This is a genomic window from Vreelandella alkaliphila, from assembly GCF_016107625.1.
Lineage (GTDB): Bacteria > Pseudomonadota > Gammaproteobacteria > Pseudomonadales > Halomonadaceae > Vreelandella > Vreelandella alkaliphila.
In genome coordinates, this window is record NZ_JABASV010000003.1 from 195,564 (window position 1) to 214,523 (window position 18,960).

At 50.5% G+C, this 18,960-nt stretch carries 21 protein-coding genes; 11 read left to right on the top strand and 10 right to left on the bottom strand.

What is annotated here, in order from left to right:
* Positions 1-65: 65 nt before the first annotated feature.
* The 4 genes from JFC11_RS06125 to JFC11_RS06140 form a co-directional block, all read right to left on the bottom strand.
* On the bottom strand, positions 66-1,643 hold the full coding sequence (locus tag JFC11_RS06125) for an aldehyde dehydrogenase (NADP(+)) (RefSeq protein ID WP_198348983.1): 1,578 nt from the start codon (positions 1,641-1,643) through the stop codon (positions 66-68).
* Between the two features lie 50 nt (positions 1,644-1,693).
* Entirely contained in the window at positions 1,694-2,704 is a 1,011-nt protein-coding gene (locus JFC11_RS06130) for an Ldh family oxidoreductase (protein WP_198348984.1), read from the bottom strand.
* A gap of 93 nt (positions 2,705-2,797) precedes the next feature.
* Complete coding sequence (locus tag JFC11_RS06135; protein WP_172421581.1) at positions 2,798-3,745, bottom strand: dihydrodipicolinate synthase family protein; 948 nt, start codon at positions 3,743-3,745, stop codon at positions 2,798-2,800.
* 109 nt (positions 3,746-3,854) lie between these two features.
* Complete coding sequence (locus JFC11_RS06140; protein ID WP_198348985.1) at positions 3,855-4,790, bottom strand: 4-hydroxyproline epimerase; 936 nt, start codon at positions 4,788-4,790, stop codon at positions 3,855-3,857.
* Between the two features lie 705 nt (positions 4,791-5,495).
* Here JFC11_RS06140 and dctP point away from each other — a divergent pair.
* The 3 genes from dctP (at position 5,496) to JFC11_RS06155 (ending at position 8,438) form a co-directional block, all read left to right on the top strand.
* Positions 5,496-6,548, top strand: a complete 1,053-nt coding sequence (dctP, locus tag JFC11_RS06145; protein WP_198348986.1) for a TRAP transporter substrate-binding protein DctP — start codon at positions 5,496-5,498, stop codon at positions 6,546-6,548.
* A 67-nt stretch (positions 6,549-6,615) separates the two neighbouring features.
* Positions 6,616-7,119, top strand: coding sequence for a TRAP transporter small permease subunit (locus tag JFC11_RS06150; RefSeq protein ID WP_172421578.1), 504 nt, complete (start codon positions 6,616-6,618; stop codon positions 7,117-7,119).
* Entirely contained in the window at positions 7,119-8,438 is a 1,320-nt protein-coding gene (locus JFC11_RS06155) for a TRAP transporter large permease (RefSeq protein ID WP_198348987.1), read from the top strand. The genes JFC11_RS06150 and JFC11_RS06155 overlap by 1 nt, the downstream gene beginning before the upstream one ends.
* Before the next feature lie 105 nt (positions 8,439-8,543).
* On the opposite strand, the gene JFC11_RS18965 is transcribed toward JFC11_RS06155, so the two are convergent.
* From JFC11_RS18965 to JFC11_RS18970, 3 genes are read right to left on the bottom strand one after another with little or no spacing between them, the layout of a single operon-like run.
* Complete coding sequence (locus JFC11_RS18965) at positions 8,544-9,035, bottom strand: sucrase ferredoxin (RefSeq protein WP_319618654.1); 492 nt, start codon at positions 9,033-9,035, stop codon at positions 8,544-8,546.
* Entirely contained in the window at positions 9,017-9,151 is a 135-nt protein-coding gene (locus tag JFC11_RS19070) for a hypothetical protein (RefSeq protein ID WP_267900562.1), read from the bottom strand. Before JFC11_RS19070 ends, JFC11_RS18965 begins: the two co-directional genes overlap by 19 nt.
* Before the next feature lie 6 nt (positions 9,152-9,157).
* On the bottom strand, positions 9,158-9,367 hold the full coding sequence (locus JFC11_RS18970; protein ID WP_232482797.1) for a hypothetical protein: 210 nt from the start codon (positions 9,365-9,367) through the stop codon (positions 9,158-9,160).
* Between the two features lie 338 nt (positions 9,368-9,705).
* Here JFC11_RS18970 and JFC11_RS06165 point away from each other — a divergent pair, with 338 nt between their 5' ends.
* The 8 genes from JFC11_RS06165 (at position 9,706) to JFC11_RS06200 (ending at position 17,357) form a co-directional block, all read left to right on the top strand.
* Positions 9,706-10,173 carry an Lrp/AsnC family transcriptional regulator gene (locus tag JFC11_RS06165; protein WP_198348988.1) on the top strand — a complete coding sequence of 156 codons (468 nt, stop codon included), beginning with the start codon at positions 9,706-9,708 and terminating at the stop codon, positions 10,171-10,173.
* Between the two features lie 4 nt (positions 10,174-10,177).
* Positions 10,178-11,827, top strand: a complete 1,650-nt coding sequence (locus JFC11_RS06170) for an aminotransferase class V-fold PLP-dependent enzyme (protein ID WP_198348989.1) — start codon at positions 10,178-10,180, stop codon at positions 11,825-11,827.
* Positions 11,824-13,278 carry an NAD(P)-binding domain-containing protein gene (locus JFC11_RS06175; protein WP_198348990.1) on the top strand — a complete coding sequence of 485 codons (1,455 nt, stop codon included), beginning with the start codon at positions 11,824-11,826 and terminating at the stop codon, positions 13,276-13,278. Before JFC11_RS06170 ends, JFC11_RS06175 begins: the two co-directional genes overlap by 4 nt.
* Before the next feature lie 48 nt (positions 13,279-13,326).
* A complete protein-coding gene (locus JFC11_RS06180) occupies positions 13,327-13,821 on the top strand; it encodes a CMD domain-containing protein (protein ID WP_120386496.1) in 495 nt (164 codons plus the stop codon).
* Positions 13,818-14,396, top strand: coding sequence for a peroxidase-related enzyme (locus JFC11_RS06185; RefSeq protein WP_038477449.1), 579 nt, complete (start codon positions 13,818-13,820; stop codon positions 14,394-14,396). Before JFC11_RS06180 ends, JFC11_RS06185 begins: the two co-directional genes overlap by 4 nt.
* 105 nt (positions 14,397-14,501) lie before the next feature.
* On the top strand, positions 14,502-15,488 hold the full coding sequence (locus JFC11_RS06190; RefSeq protein WP_051626349.1) for a TRAP transporter substrate-binding protein: 987 nt from the start codon (positions 14,502-14,504) through the stop codon (positions 15,486-15,488).
* A 76-nt stretch (positions 15,489-15,564) separates the two neighbouring features.
* Complete coding sequence (locus tag JFC11_RS06195) at positions 15,565-16,071, top strand: TRAP transporter small permease (RefSeq protein WP_038477446.1); 507 nt, start codon at positions 15,565-15,567, stop codon at positions 16,069-16,071.
* Positions 16,068-17,357 carry a TRAP transporter large permease gene (locus JFC11_RS06200; RefSeq protein WP_120386497.1) on the top strand — a complete coding sequence of 430 codons (1,290 nt, stop codon included), beginning with the start codon at positions 16,068-16,070 and terminating at the stop codon, positions 17,355-17,357. Before JFC11_RS06195 ends, JFC11_RS06200 begins: the two co-directional genes overlap by 4 nt.
* Positions 17,358-17,372: 15 nt before the next feature.
* On the opposite strand, the gene JFC11_RS06205 is transcribed toward JFC11_RS06200, so the two are convergent.
* From JFC11_RS06205 to JFC11_RS06215, 3 genes are read right to left on the bottom strand one after another with little or no spacing between them, the layout of a single operon-like run.
* Complete coding sequence (locus JFC11_RS06205; RefSeq protein WP_038477440.1) at positions 17,373-17,708, bottom strand: AzlD domain-containing protein; 336 nt, start codon at positions 17,706-17,708, stop codon at positions 17,373-17,375.
* Entirely contained in the window at positions 17,701-18,426 is a 726-nt protein-coding gene (locus tag JFC11_RS06210) for an AzlC family ABC transporter permease (RefSeq protein ID WP_198348991.1), read from the bottom strand. Before JFC11_RS06210 ends, JFC11_RS06205 begins: the two co-directional genes overlap by 8 nt.
* On the bottom strand, positions 18,423-18,953 hold the full coding sequence (locus JFC11_RS06215) for a helix-turn-helix domain-containing protein (RefSeq protein WP_198348992.1): 531 nt from the start codon (positions 18,951-18,953) through the stop codon (positions 18,423-18,425). The genes JFC11_RS06210 and JFC11_RS06215 overlap by 4 nt, the downstream gene beginning before the upstream one ends.
* Positions 18,954-18,960 lie beyond the last annotated feature (7 nt).

The window sequence follows — 18,960 nt, forward strand, 5'->3', positions numbered from 1 at the left end:
GCTTGCATGGCTCAATGCATGATGCGCCGCTCTCCCCATAGGAGAGCGGCGCAAACTCCTATTGATCAGTCTTCACGTTCTCCATTAACCAGGCGCTTAAGTGACAGTGGGTTGCTATGCTGCAATGCCTCTGGCAAAAGTGCATCCGGTAGATCTTGATAACAAATAGGACGTAAAAAACGAGCAATAGCTGCGGTACCTACAGATGTGGTGCGCGAGTCCGACGTTGCTGGGAAAGGGCCACCATGGACCATGGCATCGCAAACTTCGACGCCTGTTGGCCAGCCATTGACGAGTAGCCGGCCCGCTTTACGTTCCAAAATTGGCAGCAGGTTGAGAGCAACTTCCTGATCGGCATCCTCCAGTTGAAGAGTGGCGGTCAACTGGCCTTCAAGCGCCTCCGCAACGCGCTGAACCTCGTTCTGATCTTGGCATTCCACTACCAGCGACAACGCGCCAAATACTTCTTCCTGCAGTGTTTTCTCAGCCAGAAAATGAGCCGCAGAGGTTACAAAAAGAGCTGTTTGGCATTGATTTTGGCCAGCTCCTTTTTGACCGCGAGCTACTTCGTGGACCTTACCTGTCGAGGTAAGGGCTTGCACACCGTTGGTATAGGCTTGGTGAATGCCGGGCGTAAGCATGGTTTGAGCGCTGCTGCTCTCGACCGCTTGGCGTGCCGCTGCAATGAACGCATCTAGCCCCTTGGACTTTACGGCAATGACTAACCCAGGGTTAGTACAAAACTGGCCAGCTCCCATATTCAACGAGCTTATGAATTCTGCCCCCATGCTGGCACCACGTGACTCCAGTGCCGCTGGTAGAGGGAATACTGGGTTGATGGAGCTCATTTCAGCATAGAAAGGGATTGGCTCAGGGCGCGACTGTGCCGTTTTTAATAGTGCCAAGCCGCCGCTGCGGGAGCCAGTAAACCCGGCCGCTTTGATGTAAGGGTGCGCAACCAATGCCTGCCCAACCTCACGGCCAGAGCCGAAAATTAGCGAAAATACGCCTTCGGGAAGATCACACCGCTTGACGGCAGTTTGAATCGCACGCCCTACTAATTCGCTGGTTCCTGGATGTGCGGAGTGGGCCTTGACGACCACGGGACATCCCGCCGCTAACGCTGATGCGGTATCGCCACCGGCGACGGAGAAAGCCAGTGGGAAATTGCTTGCACCAAAAACAGCGACTGGGCCAAGCGCGATATGGCGTTGACGCAAATCGGCGCGCGGCATGGGTTGACGATTAGGCATGGCCGGATCAATTCGAACATCTAGCCATTCACCATTGCGTAGGGTTTTTGCAAATAACCGTAGTTGGTTACAAGTCCGTCCTTGCTCCCCTTGGATCCTGGCTTGGGGAAGGCCAGATTCGGTCACTGCCCGGTTAATCAGCGTTTCTCCGAGCGCTTCTATCTCATCTGCAATGGTCTCGAGAAACTGTGCCCGTGCTTCCAGCTGCGTTTCGCGGTAGCTGTCAAATGAGCGCCAAGCTAACTCGCAGGCTCTTTCTACCTCTTCCTGGGAGCCACCTAAATAAGCGGGTTCAAGACGTTCATTATTCGCTGGATTGATTGCGTAAATGGCGTCACGAGAGCCCTGTACAGCTTGTTGGCCAATCAGCATTTTGCCTTGCAATGTCATGTTCGTCTCCGTCGTTAGAATAACGCGAATGGTCGGTAAGAAAAGAGCCGTCATAATCGCGCTAGGCGTGACAACTCCTGATATAGGGATTCTGGAATTGAAATACCTTCTTTTTGAGTGCGTTGCCGTGCCGTATATCGTCGTTGCGAAGGTAAGCGAGCGCCCTGGGCTATGATCGACGAGAACAGATCTTCAGCACGGGCCATATAATCCTCGAGCGTACTCCCCAGGAAGCGTTCAGGATCCATAGCGAGTATGAGTTCGCCGTGATAGGGGGAAGCTCCGGCTCCATCATCGTATGCCAGCGATTCAGCGCTGGTTAAGTCACCGATGAGTGGGCCAGCAATAAGCTCAATCATGATCGATAAGGCAGAGCCTTTATGGCCGCCAAAGGTAAGGAGTGCGCCGTCTAATACGTCAGCAGGGTTTTGGCTATGCTGCCCTAAACGGTCGATACCCCAACCCTCGGGAATCGGCTTATTTTCACGGTGATGGAGTTCGATATCACCGCGAGCAATGGCACTGGTAGCAAAGTCGAAGATAAATGGTGGCTGTCCATTAGGGCGCGGCCAGCCAAAGGCCAACGGGTTTGTACCCAGTAATGGGCGATTGCCACCCGCGGGGGCCACCCAGGCATGGCTGGGATTACAGGCCAGCGCTACCAGCCCCTGGTCTGTGATAGCTTCAATCTCAACCCATAAGGCTGAAAAATGTACGCAGTGATTGATGGCAAGCGCGGCAATTCCTTGCTCACGCGCTTTTGCCGTTAAAATGGGTAAGCCAGCCTCGAAGGCAAGTTGCGAAAAACCTCCTTTGGCATCAACCCGTACGATGCCTGGGGCGTGATCGTGTACTTCTGGCTGAGCATTGGCGACCACTTTCCCTGCCGCTAGCGTTTTAACGCAGTTGAGTAAACGGTACAGGCCATGTGAATGGCACTCGTCGCGTTGCCCCGCTATCACTGCTTGAGATAGGGCGTGTGTCTGCTCTTGATTGAAGCCCTGGGCGTTGAGCACTGCTTTTGCCAGTACCTCGGCTTCCTTCAGACTCATACGATGCATGAGTAACTCCTAGCAAAGAGAGTTCGCTCCAGCACATTAGCTGTGCTGGAGCAGTCGGCTGCTAAGCGGCAAAAAATTGTGTACCACTGAGCCTTAGATGTTCTCTAAGGAAGCAGACCAATTGGCATACCAGGTACGGAACAAGGCGTATTGAGATTCCACATAGTGGCGCTGGGCATCGCTCAGAGTGTCAGTTTCATTGAAGTGGAGGGAGTATTCGGAGTCCCCGTTGAGTACCATTAAGTGTTTGTAATACAGAACTAGGTCGCCGCCCTCATCGAAGGAGGAGAGAACTCCCAGCGCTTCCTCAAGCTCTTTGGCTAAACGGCGTGCTTCGACATTGCCTTGCGCGGCTTTTTTACTAAGAGCGACGAGCTGGAGCACCTCGCGGGGGAGAGCATTGCCAATGCCGGTGATGGCACCGGTGGCGCCACAGTTGACGAAACCATGGTAGACAGTCGTGTCTACACCTACCATCAAGGTGACATCGTCATCCTGGGAGGTAATGTTTTCCGCAGCGTAGCGTAGGTCATCGGCACCACCAAACTCTTTGAAGCCGATTAGGTTTGGGTAACGATGACGCAGCTCAAAGAAGAGGTCTGCACGCGTCGCGAAGCCGTAGTAGGGGCTGTTATAAATGACGGCGGGCAGCTTAGGCGCTGCTTCTAAAATGGCTGAGAAATGAGCTTTTTGTGCCGCTACTGAGGTGCCCCGTGAGAGCACGCGCGGAATAACCATCAGACCATGGGCTCCCACTTTAGCAGCGTGAGCGGCATGGGATACGGCCTCTTTGGTATTTACTGCGCCAGTGCCCACGATGGTTGGTATGCCTGCTTGAACTAAACGGGCGACGCCTTCTTGGCGCTGTGCTTCGGTTAACAGTGGCCAATCGCCCATAGAGCCGCAGTACACGACGCCACTCATACCGATATCTATTAACTCACGACCTTTAGCAACCAGTGCATCGAAGTCCGGTTGACGGTCCGCATTACAGGGGGTCATTAACGCTGGGATGCAGCCTGTAAAGATGTTATCGCTCATTGTTTTTCCTTTCGGTTGGTGTTGTCAGTACTCACATCAGCGCCGAGTCGATAGTGGAGTAATCGGTGCTGCTTGGTTTATGAAGAATTAGGGTTAGCGAGTTGCGTGCTTACACGTCAGAAATACCCCAGGCAAACGGGTCCTGTTCATCAATGAGTAGGGTGGCATCTGCACTTAGATAAGCTCGCCCCTTGATATAGGGACGGATGCCATTGCCTTCCCATTCATATTGTCCTTCGAACTGGCTGCCACAAATACTGGCTTGTACCCAGGTCTCTCCTGGCGACAATTTTCCATCTGCCGCTAGGCAAGCCAGTTTGGCACTGGTGCCGGTACCACAAGGGGAGCGGTCATATGCTTTACCGGGGCAAAGCACAAAGTTACGACTATCGGCTGCCTCGTCCTCTGTGAAGAGCTCAATATGATCGATTAGCCCGCCGTCCTCGCCAGTAATCGAGGCGGCTTCGAGTGCCTGGCGTACGGCCCAGGTGAATTCGGTTAGCTTTTCGGTGTTATCAAGCGCTAGCGATTGGCCATGCTGACTGATAAGGAAGAACCAGTTGCCTCCCCAAGCGATGTCCCCATGCAAAAGCCCATATCCAGGCACTTCAACAGGGACTTGCTGGCGATAGCGGTAAGAAAGGACATTGCGGACAGTAACTGCACCGTCGTTGTGAAGGGTTGCACTAATAGGACCAACGGGAGTGTCTATCTTATGGGCACCGGGTTCTATAAGGCCTTGATAATGCAAGGATGCGACTAGCCCGATAGTGCCGTGACCGCACATACCCAGATACCCCGAGTTGTTAAAAAAGATGACCCCGCAAGTGGCATCTGGTGACTCTGGCGCACAATAAAGCGCTCCCACCAACACATCATGCCCACGTGGCTCCAACATACAGGCGCGTCGCCATTGATCATGCGAAGTGCGCAGCGCTTCACATTTTTCTGCCATGGTTGCGCCAGGCAGAGTCGGGAATCCCTTCATTACCAGCCGTGTAGGTTCACCTGCTGTATGAGAGTCGATGATATGCACTCGTTTCATGGAACACCTGTGATTGTTTTGTCCTGGTGATCAACGCTGGCGCTACAGTGGATGTCAGCATCAATTGGTAGTTTTTATATTTTATACAATCTTCAAAATGATTTGTGAAGCCATATTTCGCATCAGGCTTACGTTCTCTATGCATGAGTTATTGATCTGAGCATTAGGAAGAGCTTGCTATTACAACGATTTATAGCAACTGGAGTAGAGATGTCAGTTGATAGAGAGCTAGACTAAGGTCTTATTACTGTGGAGATGATCGAATTATTCCTCGCTTTTTCTAAGTCTATGGGAGCTCAGTAAGTCCCGATTCGGGATCCTTACTTAATTTCTAAGAAAACAAAGCTATTCCCATAAACGCTTCTTCACATAGCCTTCTATATCAGAATTATCTTAAGTGTCTGAATTAAGATGGTGTTTTTATAAAATTGTCCTGATTCTGCAAAGATAGTCTTGCAATGATTTATTATATATTTTATACAAAAAAGGAAGCCAAGATTGATTTGCTCGTAACTCATCTGGCTTTGCTCAGCGCGACAAGTCTGTTCCAGGGAGAGGGAAAGGCGAACAGCAGACGGCTCTGCACTAACAGTATTTGCTGTAGGAAAAGCTTAAACGTACAGGCATGTAGCTACCTCTCAATGCCCTTTATTTAGCAATGGGGTGAGAGATAAATAAAACCAACATATAGAAAGGTTAGTGATCATGAAAACAAAGCAATGGCTTTCCTCTGTAGTAGCGGCGATAGCACTTTCCTCCCAAGTGCATGCAGCCGAAGTGGAATGGCGGGTGCCCACCTCCGTCCCAGGAGGCTCTCCATTCTATGAAAATTTCCTCGAACGGTTCTCACGCAACACAGAAATTTTAACTTCAGGACGAGCTAACATTCGGCCTTTTGGCGCGGGCGTGATTGTGCCTGCCTTGCAAGTTTATGATGCTGTCAAAGAGGGTACAGTAGAGGCGGGGCACTCCACGCCAAGCTACTTAGTTAATCAAAATCCTATAAACGCTATTTTTGCTGGATTCCCGGGAGGCATGGGGCCACAGTCATATATTAATTGGATTTATGAAGGTGGCGGTCAAGAAGCATTGCGGGAGCTCCGGGCTAGTGAAGGATTGCACTCGCTAATCGTTGGCATTGGATCTACTGAAGTATTTGCTCATTCCAACGTGCCAATTAACGGGCCTGAGGATCTCGACGGCTTAAAGTACAGAACTTCTGGCCCTTGGGCTGAAGTTATGCGTGAGTACTACAATGCAGTCCCTACTGTTGTTCCGCCCGGAGACACTTACACTTTATTACAGCGTAAGGGTGTCGATGCTGTGGAGTGGGCAACGCCTTCCAGTAATTATCCAGAAGGCTTTCATGAAGCAGCCCGCTACATCATAGTCCCAGGTGTACATCAACCCACATTCCTTTGGGAAGTCGTTGTCCGTCAGGAAACATGGGATCAAGTGCCAGACGACCTAAAGCAGCTAATTGAATCTGCAGCTAAGTTGACGACTTATGAAGGGCTTTCCAGTTTCTATCATAACGACCTAATCGCTATGGAAAATTATCGTGAAGGTAGAAACGAAGTCATTAGTTTGGACGAAGCATTCGTTGACGAATTAGCGGAAAATGGGCGTTCATGGATTACTGCCCGGGCTGCGGAAGAAAGTGAAGCTGGCAACCCTGACATGGAAGAGATTTTAAAAGACTACCAAGAATATCAGTCACGTTGGAATTCTCAGAAAGACTATCTCATAACTAATTAACATAAAAATTATAGGGGGAGACTTTAAGAGTCTCTCCTTGTATATATAGACATGAGTGGTGCCAATAATGATATTTAAATTAGTAGATAAAATTTCTGAAGTGTCTGCGTGGGTGAGCAAGCTGGCAATTGTTGTATTGGTATTGTCAATGTTATATGAAGTGATAGCTCGCTATGTTTTTAACTCATCAACCATATGGGCATTCGATATTTCTTATATGGCTACAGGTGTTGCGTTTGTGCTGGGTGTTGCTTGGACAGCGCAGATTGATGGTCATATAAAAGTTGATGTGTTAAGTAGCTTGCTACCAAATAATGTTTATCGATTGATTATCGGAGTGGTTTATACAGTTGTATTGTTTCCGACTTTTCTATTTATGGCCTGGTATGGTTGGAAGAAGACTGTGTCGGCATTCATAACTAATGAGGTGGAAATGGTCAGTACATGGGCGCCTCAAATGTGGCCATTCTATACATGTATAGCTGTAGGTCTTACTCTCCTTGCTCTTCAGTTTCTTGTCATTGGGCTTCGTTCTTTTTTAAATAAGACTATAAAAAGTGAGATTGAGTAATGGATTCGACAATAGCTTCGTTAATGTTTCCAGGGCTTTTTTTGTTAATATTTTTAGGTGTTCCGGTTGCTTTTTCATTAGTTATAGTGTCACTTGTTTCTGGTTGGTTCGCTTTTGGTCCTATGATTTTTCAACAACTTTATGGCAGTGTTTATAGCGCTTCATCAAATTATGTGCTCTCTTCGATTCCTCTTTTTATTCTAATGGGGGCGATACTAGAGAAGTCAGGTATAGCAAAAAATCTTTTCGATGCCATTCAAATGTGGATTGGGCGGCTACCAGGAGGGCTAGCACTAACAACGATTGCTATGGCAGCAATATTTGCTGCTGCATCTGGAGTCGTTGGTGCGGTGGAAATAATGATTGGGCTAATGGCAATTCCTGCCATGAGGGCCTATAAATATAATAATTCACTGATTGCGGGTACGGTTTGTGCCGGAGGTTCTTTAGGAACAATTATACCTCCTACTGTCATCGTAGTCGTCTATGCTGCGCTCGCTCAACAGTCGATAGGTGCCTTATTTGCGGCGATTATATTCCCCGGCATTCTTATGCTTTCTCTTTTTGCTACTTACATAATTGTTCGATGCTGGCTGCGCCCTCAAGATGGCCCAGTCTCTACTATTGTTGACGATGATAAACCCTTTGCTCTTAAAATAAGAATTACACTGAAAGCGTTAGTGCCACCCTTGCTATTAATGTTCGCTGTGCTTGGGTCACTGTTGGGTGGTATTGCATCCCCAACAGAAGCAGCGGCAGTTGGTGTTGCAGGCGCAGTGATCTTAGCAATAATTAATGGTGGTATAACGATATCTTCACTTACTGACTCTTTATCTCTTACCGTACGCATTACATCTATGATACTGCTTATAGTAGCCGGTGGTACGATGTTTACGGGTATTTTTGCAGTCAACGGTGGTGGAGAAATGGTATCGGCAATAGCCAATGGGTTAGGTGGTGGTACAGCAGGCGTTATTTTATTTTTCCTAGCGGTTACCTTTTTGCTAGGATTTGTTCTTGATTGGACCTCTATCGTTTTAATTTGCGTGCCAATATTTACTCCTGTGATTAAACAGCTTGGTATCGACCCTATTTGGTTTGCTACGTTAGTGTTGATAACAATCCAAACGAGCTACCTGACACCTCCTATGGCGTCGTCAATATTTTATTTAAAGTCAATTGCCCCTAGTGATATTACCTATGGGCAAATGTGCAAAGGTGTGTTGCCCTTTATTGCTGTGCAATTACTAACACTGGCTATCGTTGTGCTGTTTCCTACAGTAGCTACATGGCTGCCTGATAAAATTGTGGGTTTTTAAGTAGTAAGCCATAACAGGTGGACTTCCGTCCACCTGTTAGCGTTAGTTAAAATGTATATGGCATGTTGTTGTCGTATGTGCTTTGCTCGAAATAGCTAATAGTCACTATTTATTAGAAAGGCTCAGGCGATTAAAGCAACCATAGCGCTCCTCAGCTACCCGCCAAACAGTACTTTCCATGGGTCCTTTTTCAAGGTCGGTGCAAGTGTCAATTCGCATGATGGTGGTGGCTGGGCAGCGCACGCTGAGTTGGCCTTGAGCGTTTCCCCATTGCCACTGCCAGCGTATCAGGCGTTCTTGCTCACTGCCGCTATCGTCCAGCAGCGCTAGCTGGGGTTGGTGTTGATCCGTGCTTAGTTGTGTACTTAGGTGAGTCAGGGCGGCTAATTCTGCATACTGTTGGGCGGGGGTGAGTTGTGAGCTGCACTGGCGGCCACCCAGATGGCTGCTTTCCCAGACCTCAAACGGTAGCTGGTGGTCAGCAACCGTTTGAGCCAGCGCCTTATAGGTTTGGTAGCCGTACTTGGCGCAGCATTTGTCTTTAGTGCCGTGGGTGCAGCAGAGCAGTAGGTCTTTTTCTAGCGGGGCTGTTCCCACTCTGCCAAGCTGTTGCCTGTTTGCAGAGCGCTTAAAAAGTCTTCTAAGTGATGGCGGGCGATTAGAAAGCGCCGCCGCTCTGGCATCAGAAATACTTGGTGCTGATGTTTATCCATTCCCAGTTACTGAATCAGGTTAATACGTAGGCCGCTATCGGCAATGTCATCTAGTGTCTGTTTCAGCGTGTCGTTCATGTCGCTGGCATGGCGCAATTTGCGCAGCCACTTTGCGCGCGGCCAACTGATTAATAGATTGAGTTCGGCATGGGCAGCGCTCCCAGCTAATGGATCACTCTGTTCACGGCTGAGGTTGGCGCAGAAAGTGTGCTTCATAGGGCGATATGTTCAAGAGCCTATGTGTTCAAGAGTGCGTGTTCAAGGGCGTATATATTCATGATCGATCAAAGAGTTTTAATCAATTGTGTGCTTTTAACGCCATGCTTTTAACCCCATGTTTTTAACACCATAGTGGTTTCGATTTTAATCTTTTATGTATTGCTCTTTGTGGTGCAGCATATTTTTTGTTGCACCGTTTTGGGATGTCCTTTTAGCCGGAGTAAGTGTTTGGTTGAAATCAACAGAGTTGCTGGTGAAAAATTATTTCTCTTGACCGTATGAAGGAAAGGCTATAAAGAATAAAATTCCTTGTAATCGTATAGAGGGGAAATAAATTGCTTATTGATCGGTTTGATTTAAAAATTCTTGAACAGCTTCAGCGCGATGATAGTCTTTCTATTGCACAGCTTGCAGAAGGGGTTGGTCTCTCTGTTACGCCGTGTTGGCGGCGAATACAAAAGCTGGAAAAAGACGGAATTATAGAAAAAAGAATTGCCGTACTGAACCCTGAGAAATTGGATCTTAGTCTTACCGTGTTTGTGATGGTTAAAACGGATAAACACAACCAAGCTTGGCTTGATACATTTCAGGAAACGGTTAAAAACTTTCCTGAGATCGTAGAAGTTAATCGTCTCGCAGGTGAATACGACTACTTACTCAAGGTCATTACGCGTAATAACCAATCTTATGACGCCTTTTATAAAAGGCTGATTGCGAAAATAGAGCTCAGTAATGTCACATCGTGCTTCTCAATGGAACAAGTCAAGAAAACCACCGAGCTCCCCCTCGGCGATCTCTCGTGAGTGGATGGAGCGCCTACAGAGTGGGGTCATTGGAGAAGGGCGCTTGATTCCCGGCCCATTTGGTGACTGCCCCTTGCTCTATGCCGATTACACGGCATCGGGAAGGGCGTTGGATATAGTAGAGCGGGCAATTCAGGAGGAGGTGTTGCCTCTGTATGCCAATACGCATACCGAAACCTCTTACACCGGTAAAATGACCACGCGGCTACGGGAAGCTGCTCGCCAAGCAGTGGCGGAGTCTGTAGGTGCTGATGACGAATATGCGGTCATTTTTGCTGGTGCTGGTGCTACCGCGGCGATAGATCGTTGCTGTCGCATTCTTGAGTTGACCCATGAGCAAGTGACTTCGAAGGTCTCCAAACCGGTTGTTTTCGTTGGCCCCTATGAGCATCACTCCAATGACCTGGTATGGCGTGAGTGCGATGTTGATCTGGTACGTACTCCTCTGGATAGCGATGGTCTTGTTGATTTGGAGGTGCTTGAGCAGCAATTGCGGGCACATGCCGATCGCGACGTTAAAGTCGTGGCGTTTTCGGCAGCTTCCAATGTCACGGGTATTCTGTCGCCCGTGACCCAGATAGCCAAATTAGCGCACCAATATGGTGGCTTGGCTGTGTTCGACTATGCGGCAAGTGGGCCCTATGTCGCGATCAATATGGCAGGCAGCGGCCAAGGCGATCATCTGGATGCCGTCTTCCTTTCTCCTCATAAATTTGTCGGTGGGCCTGGGAGTTCCGGCGTGCTGGTGATTCGCAAAGCGGTGTGCCGCAATGCGAAGCCGTCCATTGCCGGTGGCGGCACGGTATCCTATGTAACTGCCTCCCATCATCGCTATGTTCAGAGTGTCGAGCGTCGGGAGGAAGCGGGTACGCCTAATATTTTGGGCGATATTCGCGCGGGGTTGGCGTTCCGTATCAAAGCAAAAGTTGGCACTGAGACCATTGAGTTGCGCGAGAAAGAGTTGGTGGCCATGGCGGTGGCACGCTGGCAAAAAATAGCCAACCTAAACCTGCTTGGCTCACTTAATGCGCCCAGGCTGGCCATCTTCTCGTTCAATGTCACTGCTGGAGAAAGGGCGATACACCATAACCTCGTGGTTGCCATGTTGAATGACCTATTCGGTATTCAGGCTAGAGGTGGCTGTTCCTGCGCGGGCCCCTATGGTCATGAACTGCTTTCCATTGATAGTGATACGGCTGCAGCGCATGAAGCGTTAGTCCAAAAAGGTAGAAGCATATATCGCCCAGGTTGGGTAAGACTCGGATTTAACTTCTTTTTTAGCAATGAGTCGGCTAACTATGTAATATCAGCGGTCGAGTTTATTGCGCGTTATGCCCCAGTATTAATGAAACTTTACTCTGTGGATGAACATAGTGGTGTTTGGGTTGCCCAGCGCCCTGATGCGTCAGCTCAATCCGAAGAGTCAGTAACGCCATGCCTATTGGATACGCTTTTCACTAAGGATGCATCTGTTGGAACAGCTGACGAGGCCACAGTACTTGATTGCTTTGCCAGAGCGCTTGAATTGGTTGAACTGGCGAAAGCCTTGCCTTTACCCGCTAATCGCCATGCTGAAGATGTAGCCGTTCGTTGGTTCTGGTGGCCCCATGAAGCCGAACAGGCCATGCAGACACAAGCCGAGATGATGCCATGACCCTCACTCCCTCTTTGGCCGGTGCCGGCCTTGAAGCCTTGAATGCACGTGTGAAGCACGACCTCGCCTGTCTGAACCTGCCACCTGCTAATTGGGTTCCCCCATTAGAGAGAGAGGATGGGCGGCACGTTTACGATGTCGTGATTGTGGGGGGTGGTCAGTGCGGTTTAGTGGCGGCTTTCGCGCTACTGTCGGGAGGCATCTCCAATATCCGTATTTTTGATCGCAACCCGGCGGGTAAAGAAGGGCCCTGGATGAACTATGCCCGCATGGAGACACTGCGTTCGCCGAAAACATTACCAGGACCCAGCTATGGGTTTGCCTCACTGACCTTCCGGGCTTGGTATGAGGCGCAGTTTGGCACCGAGGCTTGGGAAATTCTTGACAAGATTCCGCGACCTACCTGGATGGAATACCTTTGCTGGTACCGTGAAGTTCTCAACCTGCCGGTCGAAAATAGTGTCAAGGTTGAGCATGTTAAGCCCGAGGGAGAGCTACTCAGTCTTGAGCTTTCTGGCCCAGGCGCGACGGCTGAACGTGTTCTAACACGTAAACTGATTATGGCGACTGGCCGTGAAGGTACCGGTGCCCCCAAGATTCCCGATTTCGTTGCTGGTTTGCCGGCGTCTAGCTGGGCGCACACGGCGGACGATATCGATTTTACTGCCCTTAAAGGTAAGCGTGTGGTCGTGGTGGGGGTAGGCGCCTCGGCGATTGATAATGCTGCTGAGGCGCTGGAGCATGGAGCCAGCGAGGTTCGCTTCCTGATTCGCCGTCAGCAGATGCCGACAATCAACAAAATGATGGGTATTGGCTCCTATGGCTTTACTCATGGCTACGCAACACTGCCGGATGAGTGGCGCTGGCGCATTATGCACTACTCTTTTATCACCCAGACGCCGCCTCCTCGTGGCTCGACGTTGCGCGTCAGCCGCCATGAGAATGCTTATTTTCACTTTGGTTGTGGCATTGAAAATATTCGAGTTGAAGGGGCGGAAGTGGTGATCACGACCCAGCAGGGCAAACAGGTTCGCTGCGACTTTCTGATTCTGGGAACTGGGTTTGAAGTTGACCCACTGGCTCGTACCGAGCTGGCAGGGTATGCCGATCGTATTCTGCTGTGGCGTGATCGATATCAGCCACCCACCGAGCTTCAGCACGAAGAGCTGGGCAATTTTCCTTACGTAGATCGCGACTTTGCCTTCCAGGAGCGAGAGCCAGGAGCGGCCCCCTGGCTGCGTAATATCCACTGCTTCAACTATGGTGCCTCTATTAGTTTAGGCAAAGTCAGCGGTGACATTCCTGGGATCAGCGAAGGAGCTAGCTGGCTGGCAGGCGCAATTGCAGCAGGCTTTTATCGAGAAGACATTGAGCGCCACTGGCAGCTACTCGAACACTACGACTCTCCGGAACTACTGGGGGATGAGTGGGAGCCTTCCCCATTGCCTTGAATGCGTAGCGCTAACGTCGTCTTTGTATTGCAATGTTAAGGAACCGAAATGTCACATGTACTTGAAACAGCCGCTGGCGTGCCCAGCAGCGGCCCGCTGGCCGAAGCCCTGACCATGCGCGGCAAATTGATGGAGCTGACACAAGCATCCTATGAAGCTGCACTGCTACCCAATGATGCCGGGAACCTGCCTGCCAGCTTAAGAGCGGCGTTGGCATGTCGTATGGCGAGAATTTGCCAGCAAGCAGGGCTGACACAGCACTATGCTGATTTGCTTGCCGGGTATGGCGATGATGCGGATCCTTACCAACTAGCCCTTCCGGGACAAATGCCGCCAGCAGATGAGCAGCGTTTGGTTGCGATGGTGGATTACGTTGACTTAGTCACCGAACGGCCGCGAGATGCCAGCGAAGCAACAATCGGTTCGCTACGTGCCGCAGGCATTGATGAAGCAGATATTGTCCGCTTAGCCGGGCTGGTTGCTTTCGTTAACTACCAGCTACGCGTTGCTGCTGTGCTGAGTGTGATGGGGAAAAGCCAATGAGTCGTGTCATTCACAAGTTCACCACCCGGGTACCCACGTGGCGTCCCCATATCACCCCGATTGATTTTGATCAGGCGACGCCTGCTCAACGGGAAGCGCTGAAAGAAACGCCTTCCAACACCAAAATTTCCGACTATGTATTGGTGTTGGCGCATGATCCTGAGCCGCTGCGTATTCGCACGTCTCTATTTAACGGCATCATGTATGACAAGGGTGGTTTATCCCGTGAAGAGCGGGAACTGGGAGCGGTGGCAGCATCGGTCGTCAACCGCTGTATCTACTGCGCGGCTGTGCATGCTCAGCGTTATAACAACTTGACGCGTGATGAGCGGGTGATGCAGGAGATCTTCTTCAATGGCGAAAAGGCGGATATCGATGCACGTCAACGTGCCATCCTTAAGTTCGGCATGCGGCTCTCTGAGTGTCCTCCCCAAGTAACCGAAGATGATATTGCCAGCCTACGTGAAGCGGGGCTGGATGATCAGGAAATTTTGGATCTTACCCTCTCAACCACTCTATTTGGCTGGGCAAACCGGCTTATGCATACCCTTGGTGAACCTGTATCGGGAGCATAGCTTAAACAAGCACCCGCTTTTTAAAACGTTGGCACATCCCTGGCGAGTATCTATCGGCAGCTAGTACCTATAGGCAGTTAGTACATAAATAAGAGGAACGTCCCCATGACAAAACGTACGTTTTCGCGCTTGGCTCTGGCAGCCGCAACTTCCATGCTTTTTATTTCTCCTGCTATGGCAGAAACCTTACGCCTGGGCACGGTAGTAAGTGCTCCTCACCCATGGATTGATGCTGCTGAAGCGTTTAAAGCCGAAGTAGCAGAAGCGACCGATGGGCGTATCGATGTACAGATTTTCCCAGGTGGCCAATTAGGTAATGACCAGACAATGGTTGATGAGATTCGTATCGGTACCACCGATATGATCATTGGCGGTGTGATGAATATTTCGCCGTATACCCCTGAGTTTGAAATTTTCAGTCTTAATTATCTGTTTGAAGATATGGATAAATTCCGGGCTGCCACCTCTCCCGACTCGCCCGTGTTTGACTACTTCGCTAACGCTATGCAGGAGTCAGGCGTAGGCTTGAAGTTGTTGAGCCTGACAGGAGGTGGAACGCGCAATTTAAGTACCAATACCGGACCTGTCACCCAGCCTTCGGATCTGCAAGGTATCAAGATGCGTGTGACTGGTTCCCGCCTGGATGCTGATATGTGGCAATCAGTCGGTGCGTTGACGACATCGCTACCATGGACAGAAATCTACACTGGCCTGCAAACCGGCGTAGTGGGGGCCTTCGAGAGCACCATCAGTGGTTATTACTCAAGCCGCCTTTATGAAGTAGCTCCTTATCATGCCAAAACCGAACACCAGGTGATGATGAGCCATATTTCCATCAGTGAGAACCGCTTTAACCGCTTCTCGGAAGAGGATCAGGCCATCATTCTCAATGCGGCCCAGAATGCGGGTGAGTTCGGCACTGAAAAAGGAGTGGAGTACGATGCGGAGTTTATTCAGGAATTCGAGGAGCTAGGTGTAACGGTGACCGAAGTCGACAAGCAGGCCTTCATTGATGCGGTCGTTCCTCTGCATGACGAGTTTGCTGAGGAACGTGGTTTGACTGAGCTGCTTGACACGATTCGCAACCTGTAAACCGCGATCCATCAGCGCTTTGGCGTGCTGTTTTGTGTTTCATCAGCAAGCAGTGCGCCAATGTAAGGGCAGAAAAATGCGGAAAATAAACGATCTGTTGGAGAAACTCCTGACATTTATCGCGGGCTCGCTGTTTGCAGCCTTTATCCTAACGGTGCTCTATCAGGTGGTGGCACGTAACTACCTGAAAATATCAGTATCGTGGACCGATGAAGTTGCTATGGCTTGTTTCATTTGGGCGGTCTTTATTGGCGCGGCCATTGCACTGCGTAAGCGTAGGCACTATGTGGTGGACGTGTTCCCTCCAAGCTTTGTTATTACTCAGCGCGTATTACGCTTATTCGGTAGCCTCGCCTGTCTGCCCGTGATCTATGTACTGATTGTGCACGGTAATGTACTGGTGGATATGGGCTGGAACCGACGCTCGGTAGCCTTAGGTACGCCCATGGCCTATGTGTTCGCCGCGATCCCCGTAGCAGGTATCTCCATGTTGCTATTTTCTATTGAGACTATTCGCGATGATATCGCTAAGCTGCGTGCTGGTAGAGATGCGGCCAGTGGTGGAGAGGCCCCCGAATCATGAGTCCATTGATTACCTTGATTGGCAGTTTTCTGATTCTTATCGGCCTAAGTGTCCCTATCGCTTTTGCTATTGGTTTGGCTTCCATATTGACGATCATGCAATTGGGGCTGCCTTTAACCTCGGTCGTTAATCAGATGTTTGCCAGCATTAACTCATTCCCGTTACTGGCCGTGCCTTTCTTCCTATTGTTAGGGCGCCTGATGAACGACGGGGGCATCACCGACCGCCTGCTGCGCTTTGCGGATAGCACCGTTGGGCATGTTCGCGGCGGTCTGGGCCACATCAATGTCATGGTATCCATGATGTTCGCCAGCCTTTCGGGGTCTGCAGCTGCAGATACTGCCAGCGTGGGGGCGGTACTCATTCCGGCTATGAAGAAGTCGGGCTATCCCGCACCGTTTGCTGTGGCATTGACGGCCGCATCGTCCGTGCTGGGAGGGATCATTCCTCCCTCGATTCTCATGGTAATTTACGGTGCTTTTGGCAACGTATCCGTGGGTGCTCTGTTTATGGGTGGCATTCTGCCAGGGATACTCGTCGGTTTGATGCAGATGGGCTATGTGTATTACATCGCGAGAAAGCACGATATTAAAGCAACGGGTAAGTTCTCTTTCCGCCAAATGGGGCGCACTGCGATCACCGCTGCTCCACCTATGGTGCTGCCGCTAGTGGTGCTAGGTGGCATCACCCTAGGCGTATTCACTGCCACGGAAGCCGCTTCGGTAGCGGTCTTAGTAGGCGTGTTGTTGGCCTTTGTTTTTTATCGAGCGATACGTTTTAGGCAGCTTCCCGGCATTTTGTCAGATTCGGTTGTAGCCTTTTCGTTACCGATGTTTGCTGTTGCTTCCGCAGGCATTATGGGGTGGCTGATTTCGTACTTGGGGATCGCTCAGGAGGTCGCTAACTTTATCCTCACCGTAACGCAATCGCGGGTGGGCATCATGCTGTTGGTGATGCTGTTCATGTTAGTGATTGGAACCGTCCTCAGCCCGGTGACGGCAGTTATTATTTTCCTCCCCATTATTCAGGGGCTGTGTATCGCAGCTGATATCAACCAGGTCCACATGGCGCTGGTAGTGGTTTTATCGCTCACCTTAGGGTTGATTACTCCTCCCTATGGTATTTGTCTGCTTATCGCAACACAGATTGGCGAAGTTTCCATGCCGCGTGCTTTTATGGCAGTAATACCGCTAATAGTGCTCATTATGTCGATCATTATCGCCATGATACTACTGCCAAGCGTCTTTCTGTATTTACCGCAATTAGTGTTTCCAAAAGCGTTTTAGTAAGGTGGGGTAGCGTTATATTAGCGCTACCCCCACCTCTACGATGCCAAATACTGCCACCCCAGCAGCGACCGGCCAGCCCAAAGAGCGGAGCCGCGACCATACCCACAATGTGACGGCAAGACCGATAGCAGTGGCAATCCATGAAACGGCACTCGGGCTCACTGGCACGATAGAAACACCGAGCACAGCGGCGATCATCAGCGGGCCGAGAATACTTAGCCACTGAGGCATATTGTTAATGCCTGTCTCACTGTTTATACGGCGCTGCATCCATAGAAAAGGCACCACACGCATCAGCAGAGTACCTATCGCGGATATCATCACCGCTAACCACAACGCGCTACTCATTACTTCCTCTCCTTTTTTCAAACTTCACCAGGTAGAAGCACAGCGCGCCACAGGCAGCCGCCAATGGGATGGCCACATTGCCCCATCCAGTCAGCGTTAAACACAGTGCAGCAATGATGGTGAGTCCCATTGCTACTGCCCAGCGTTTATCGGTAAAACGCGGAGCCACCATGGTGAGAAATAGTGCAGGCAGCGCGAAGGGCATAATTTCACCCAACAACGGCCAGCGGGCGGTAAATGTTTCGCCAGCGGTAGCCCCCACGGCAGTGCCCACTGCCCATGCTCCCCACGCCAGTAACGATGCACCTACAAACCAGCTAAAGCGCTTCGCGTCAGGCAGCTGCGGAAGCCTGGTTAATGCCAGAGCAAATACCTGGTCGGTTAGGCCGTGCATTAGCCATGGCCAGTGGCGGCTGCGTGGCAGCAGCTCGGCTAGGTTAGGGCCGTACACTACATGGCGCACATTAATCAGTAATGTCATTGCTACCACCAACCATAGTGGTGCGCCGGTGGCGATCATGCCCACGAACAAAAACTGCGAAGCACCCGCGTAAATCAGCGCTGATATAGCTGTGGCTTCCCATGTGCTAAAGCCTGCTTGGCTAGCCACCAAACCAAACGATAGCGCCACCGGTATGTAACCACCCAATAGCGGAATCGCTTCCCGCACGCCTTGCAGCGCGCTACGCCACGGCGAGTGGCTGACAAGTTGGTTCATGTTGCATCCCCCTGTTCGCCGTAAGTAATAGTGAGTAGCATGGTGGCCTCTTGGTCTTGGGTGCGGTAAAAGTGAGGCTTATCAGCGCTAAAGGTGATGCTTTCGCCAGGGGTTAGCGCAGTAACCGTCCCTTCTGGACCAGCTTCTAGCCAGCCGCTGATCAGGGTCAGCGTTTCTTGAGTGCCCTGGGTGTGAGCTTCGGCGTGGCGCAGGGTATGGGGAGCGCAGCGCATCCAGTAGGCATCTACCTGAGGCGAGCCTTTTCCTTGGTCAATTAACTGAACTTGTACGCCATCTTCACCTAAAGGCACAGAGATAGGCGCGACCAGGGTGCCGAAGGGGACATTAAGCTGCACTGCTAACCGCCAGATGGTATCCAAGGTGGGGTTGCCATTACCTTGTTCCAGACGGCACAGATTCGATTTGGCAATGCCAGCGGCATTGGCTAGATAGGAGAGTGACCAGCCCCGCGCTTGGCGAAGGGATTGCAAATGCTGGCCTAGGGTACTTAGTGAGTGCTCATCCATTCTATTA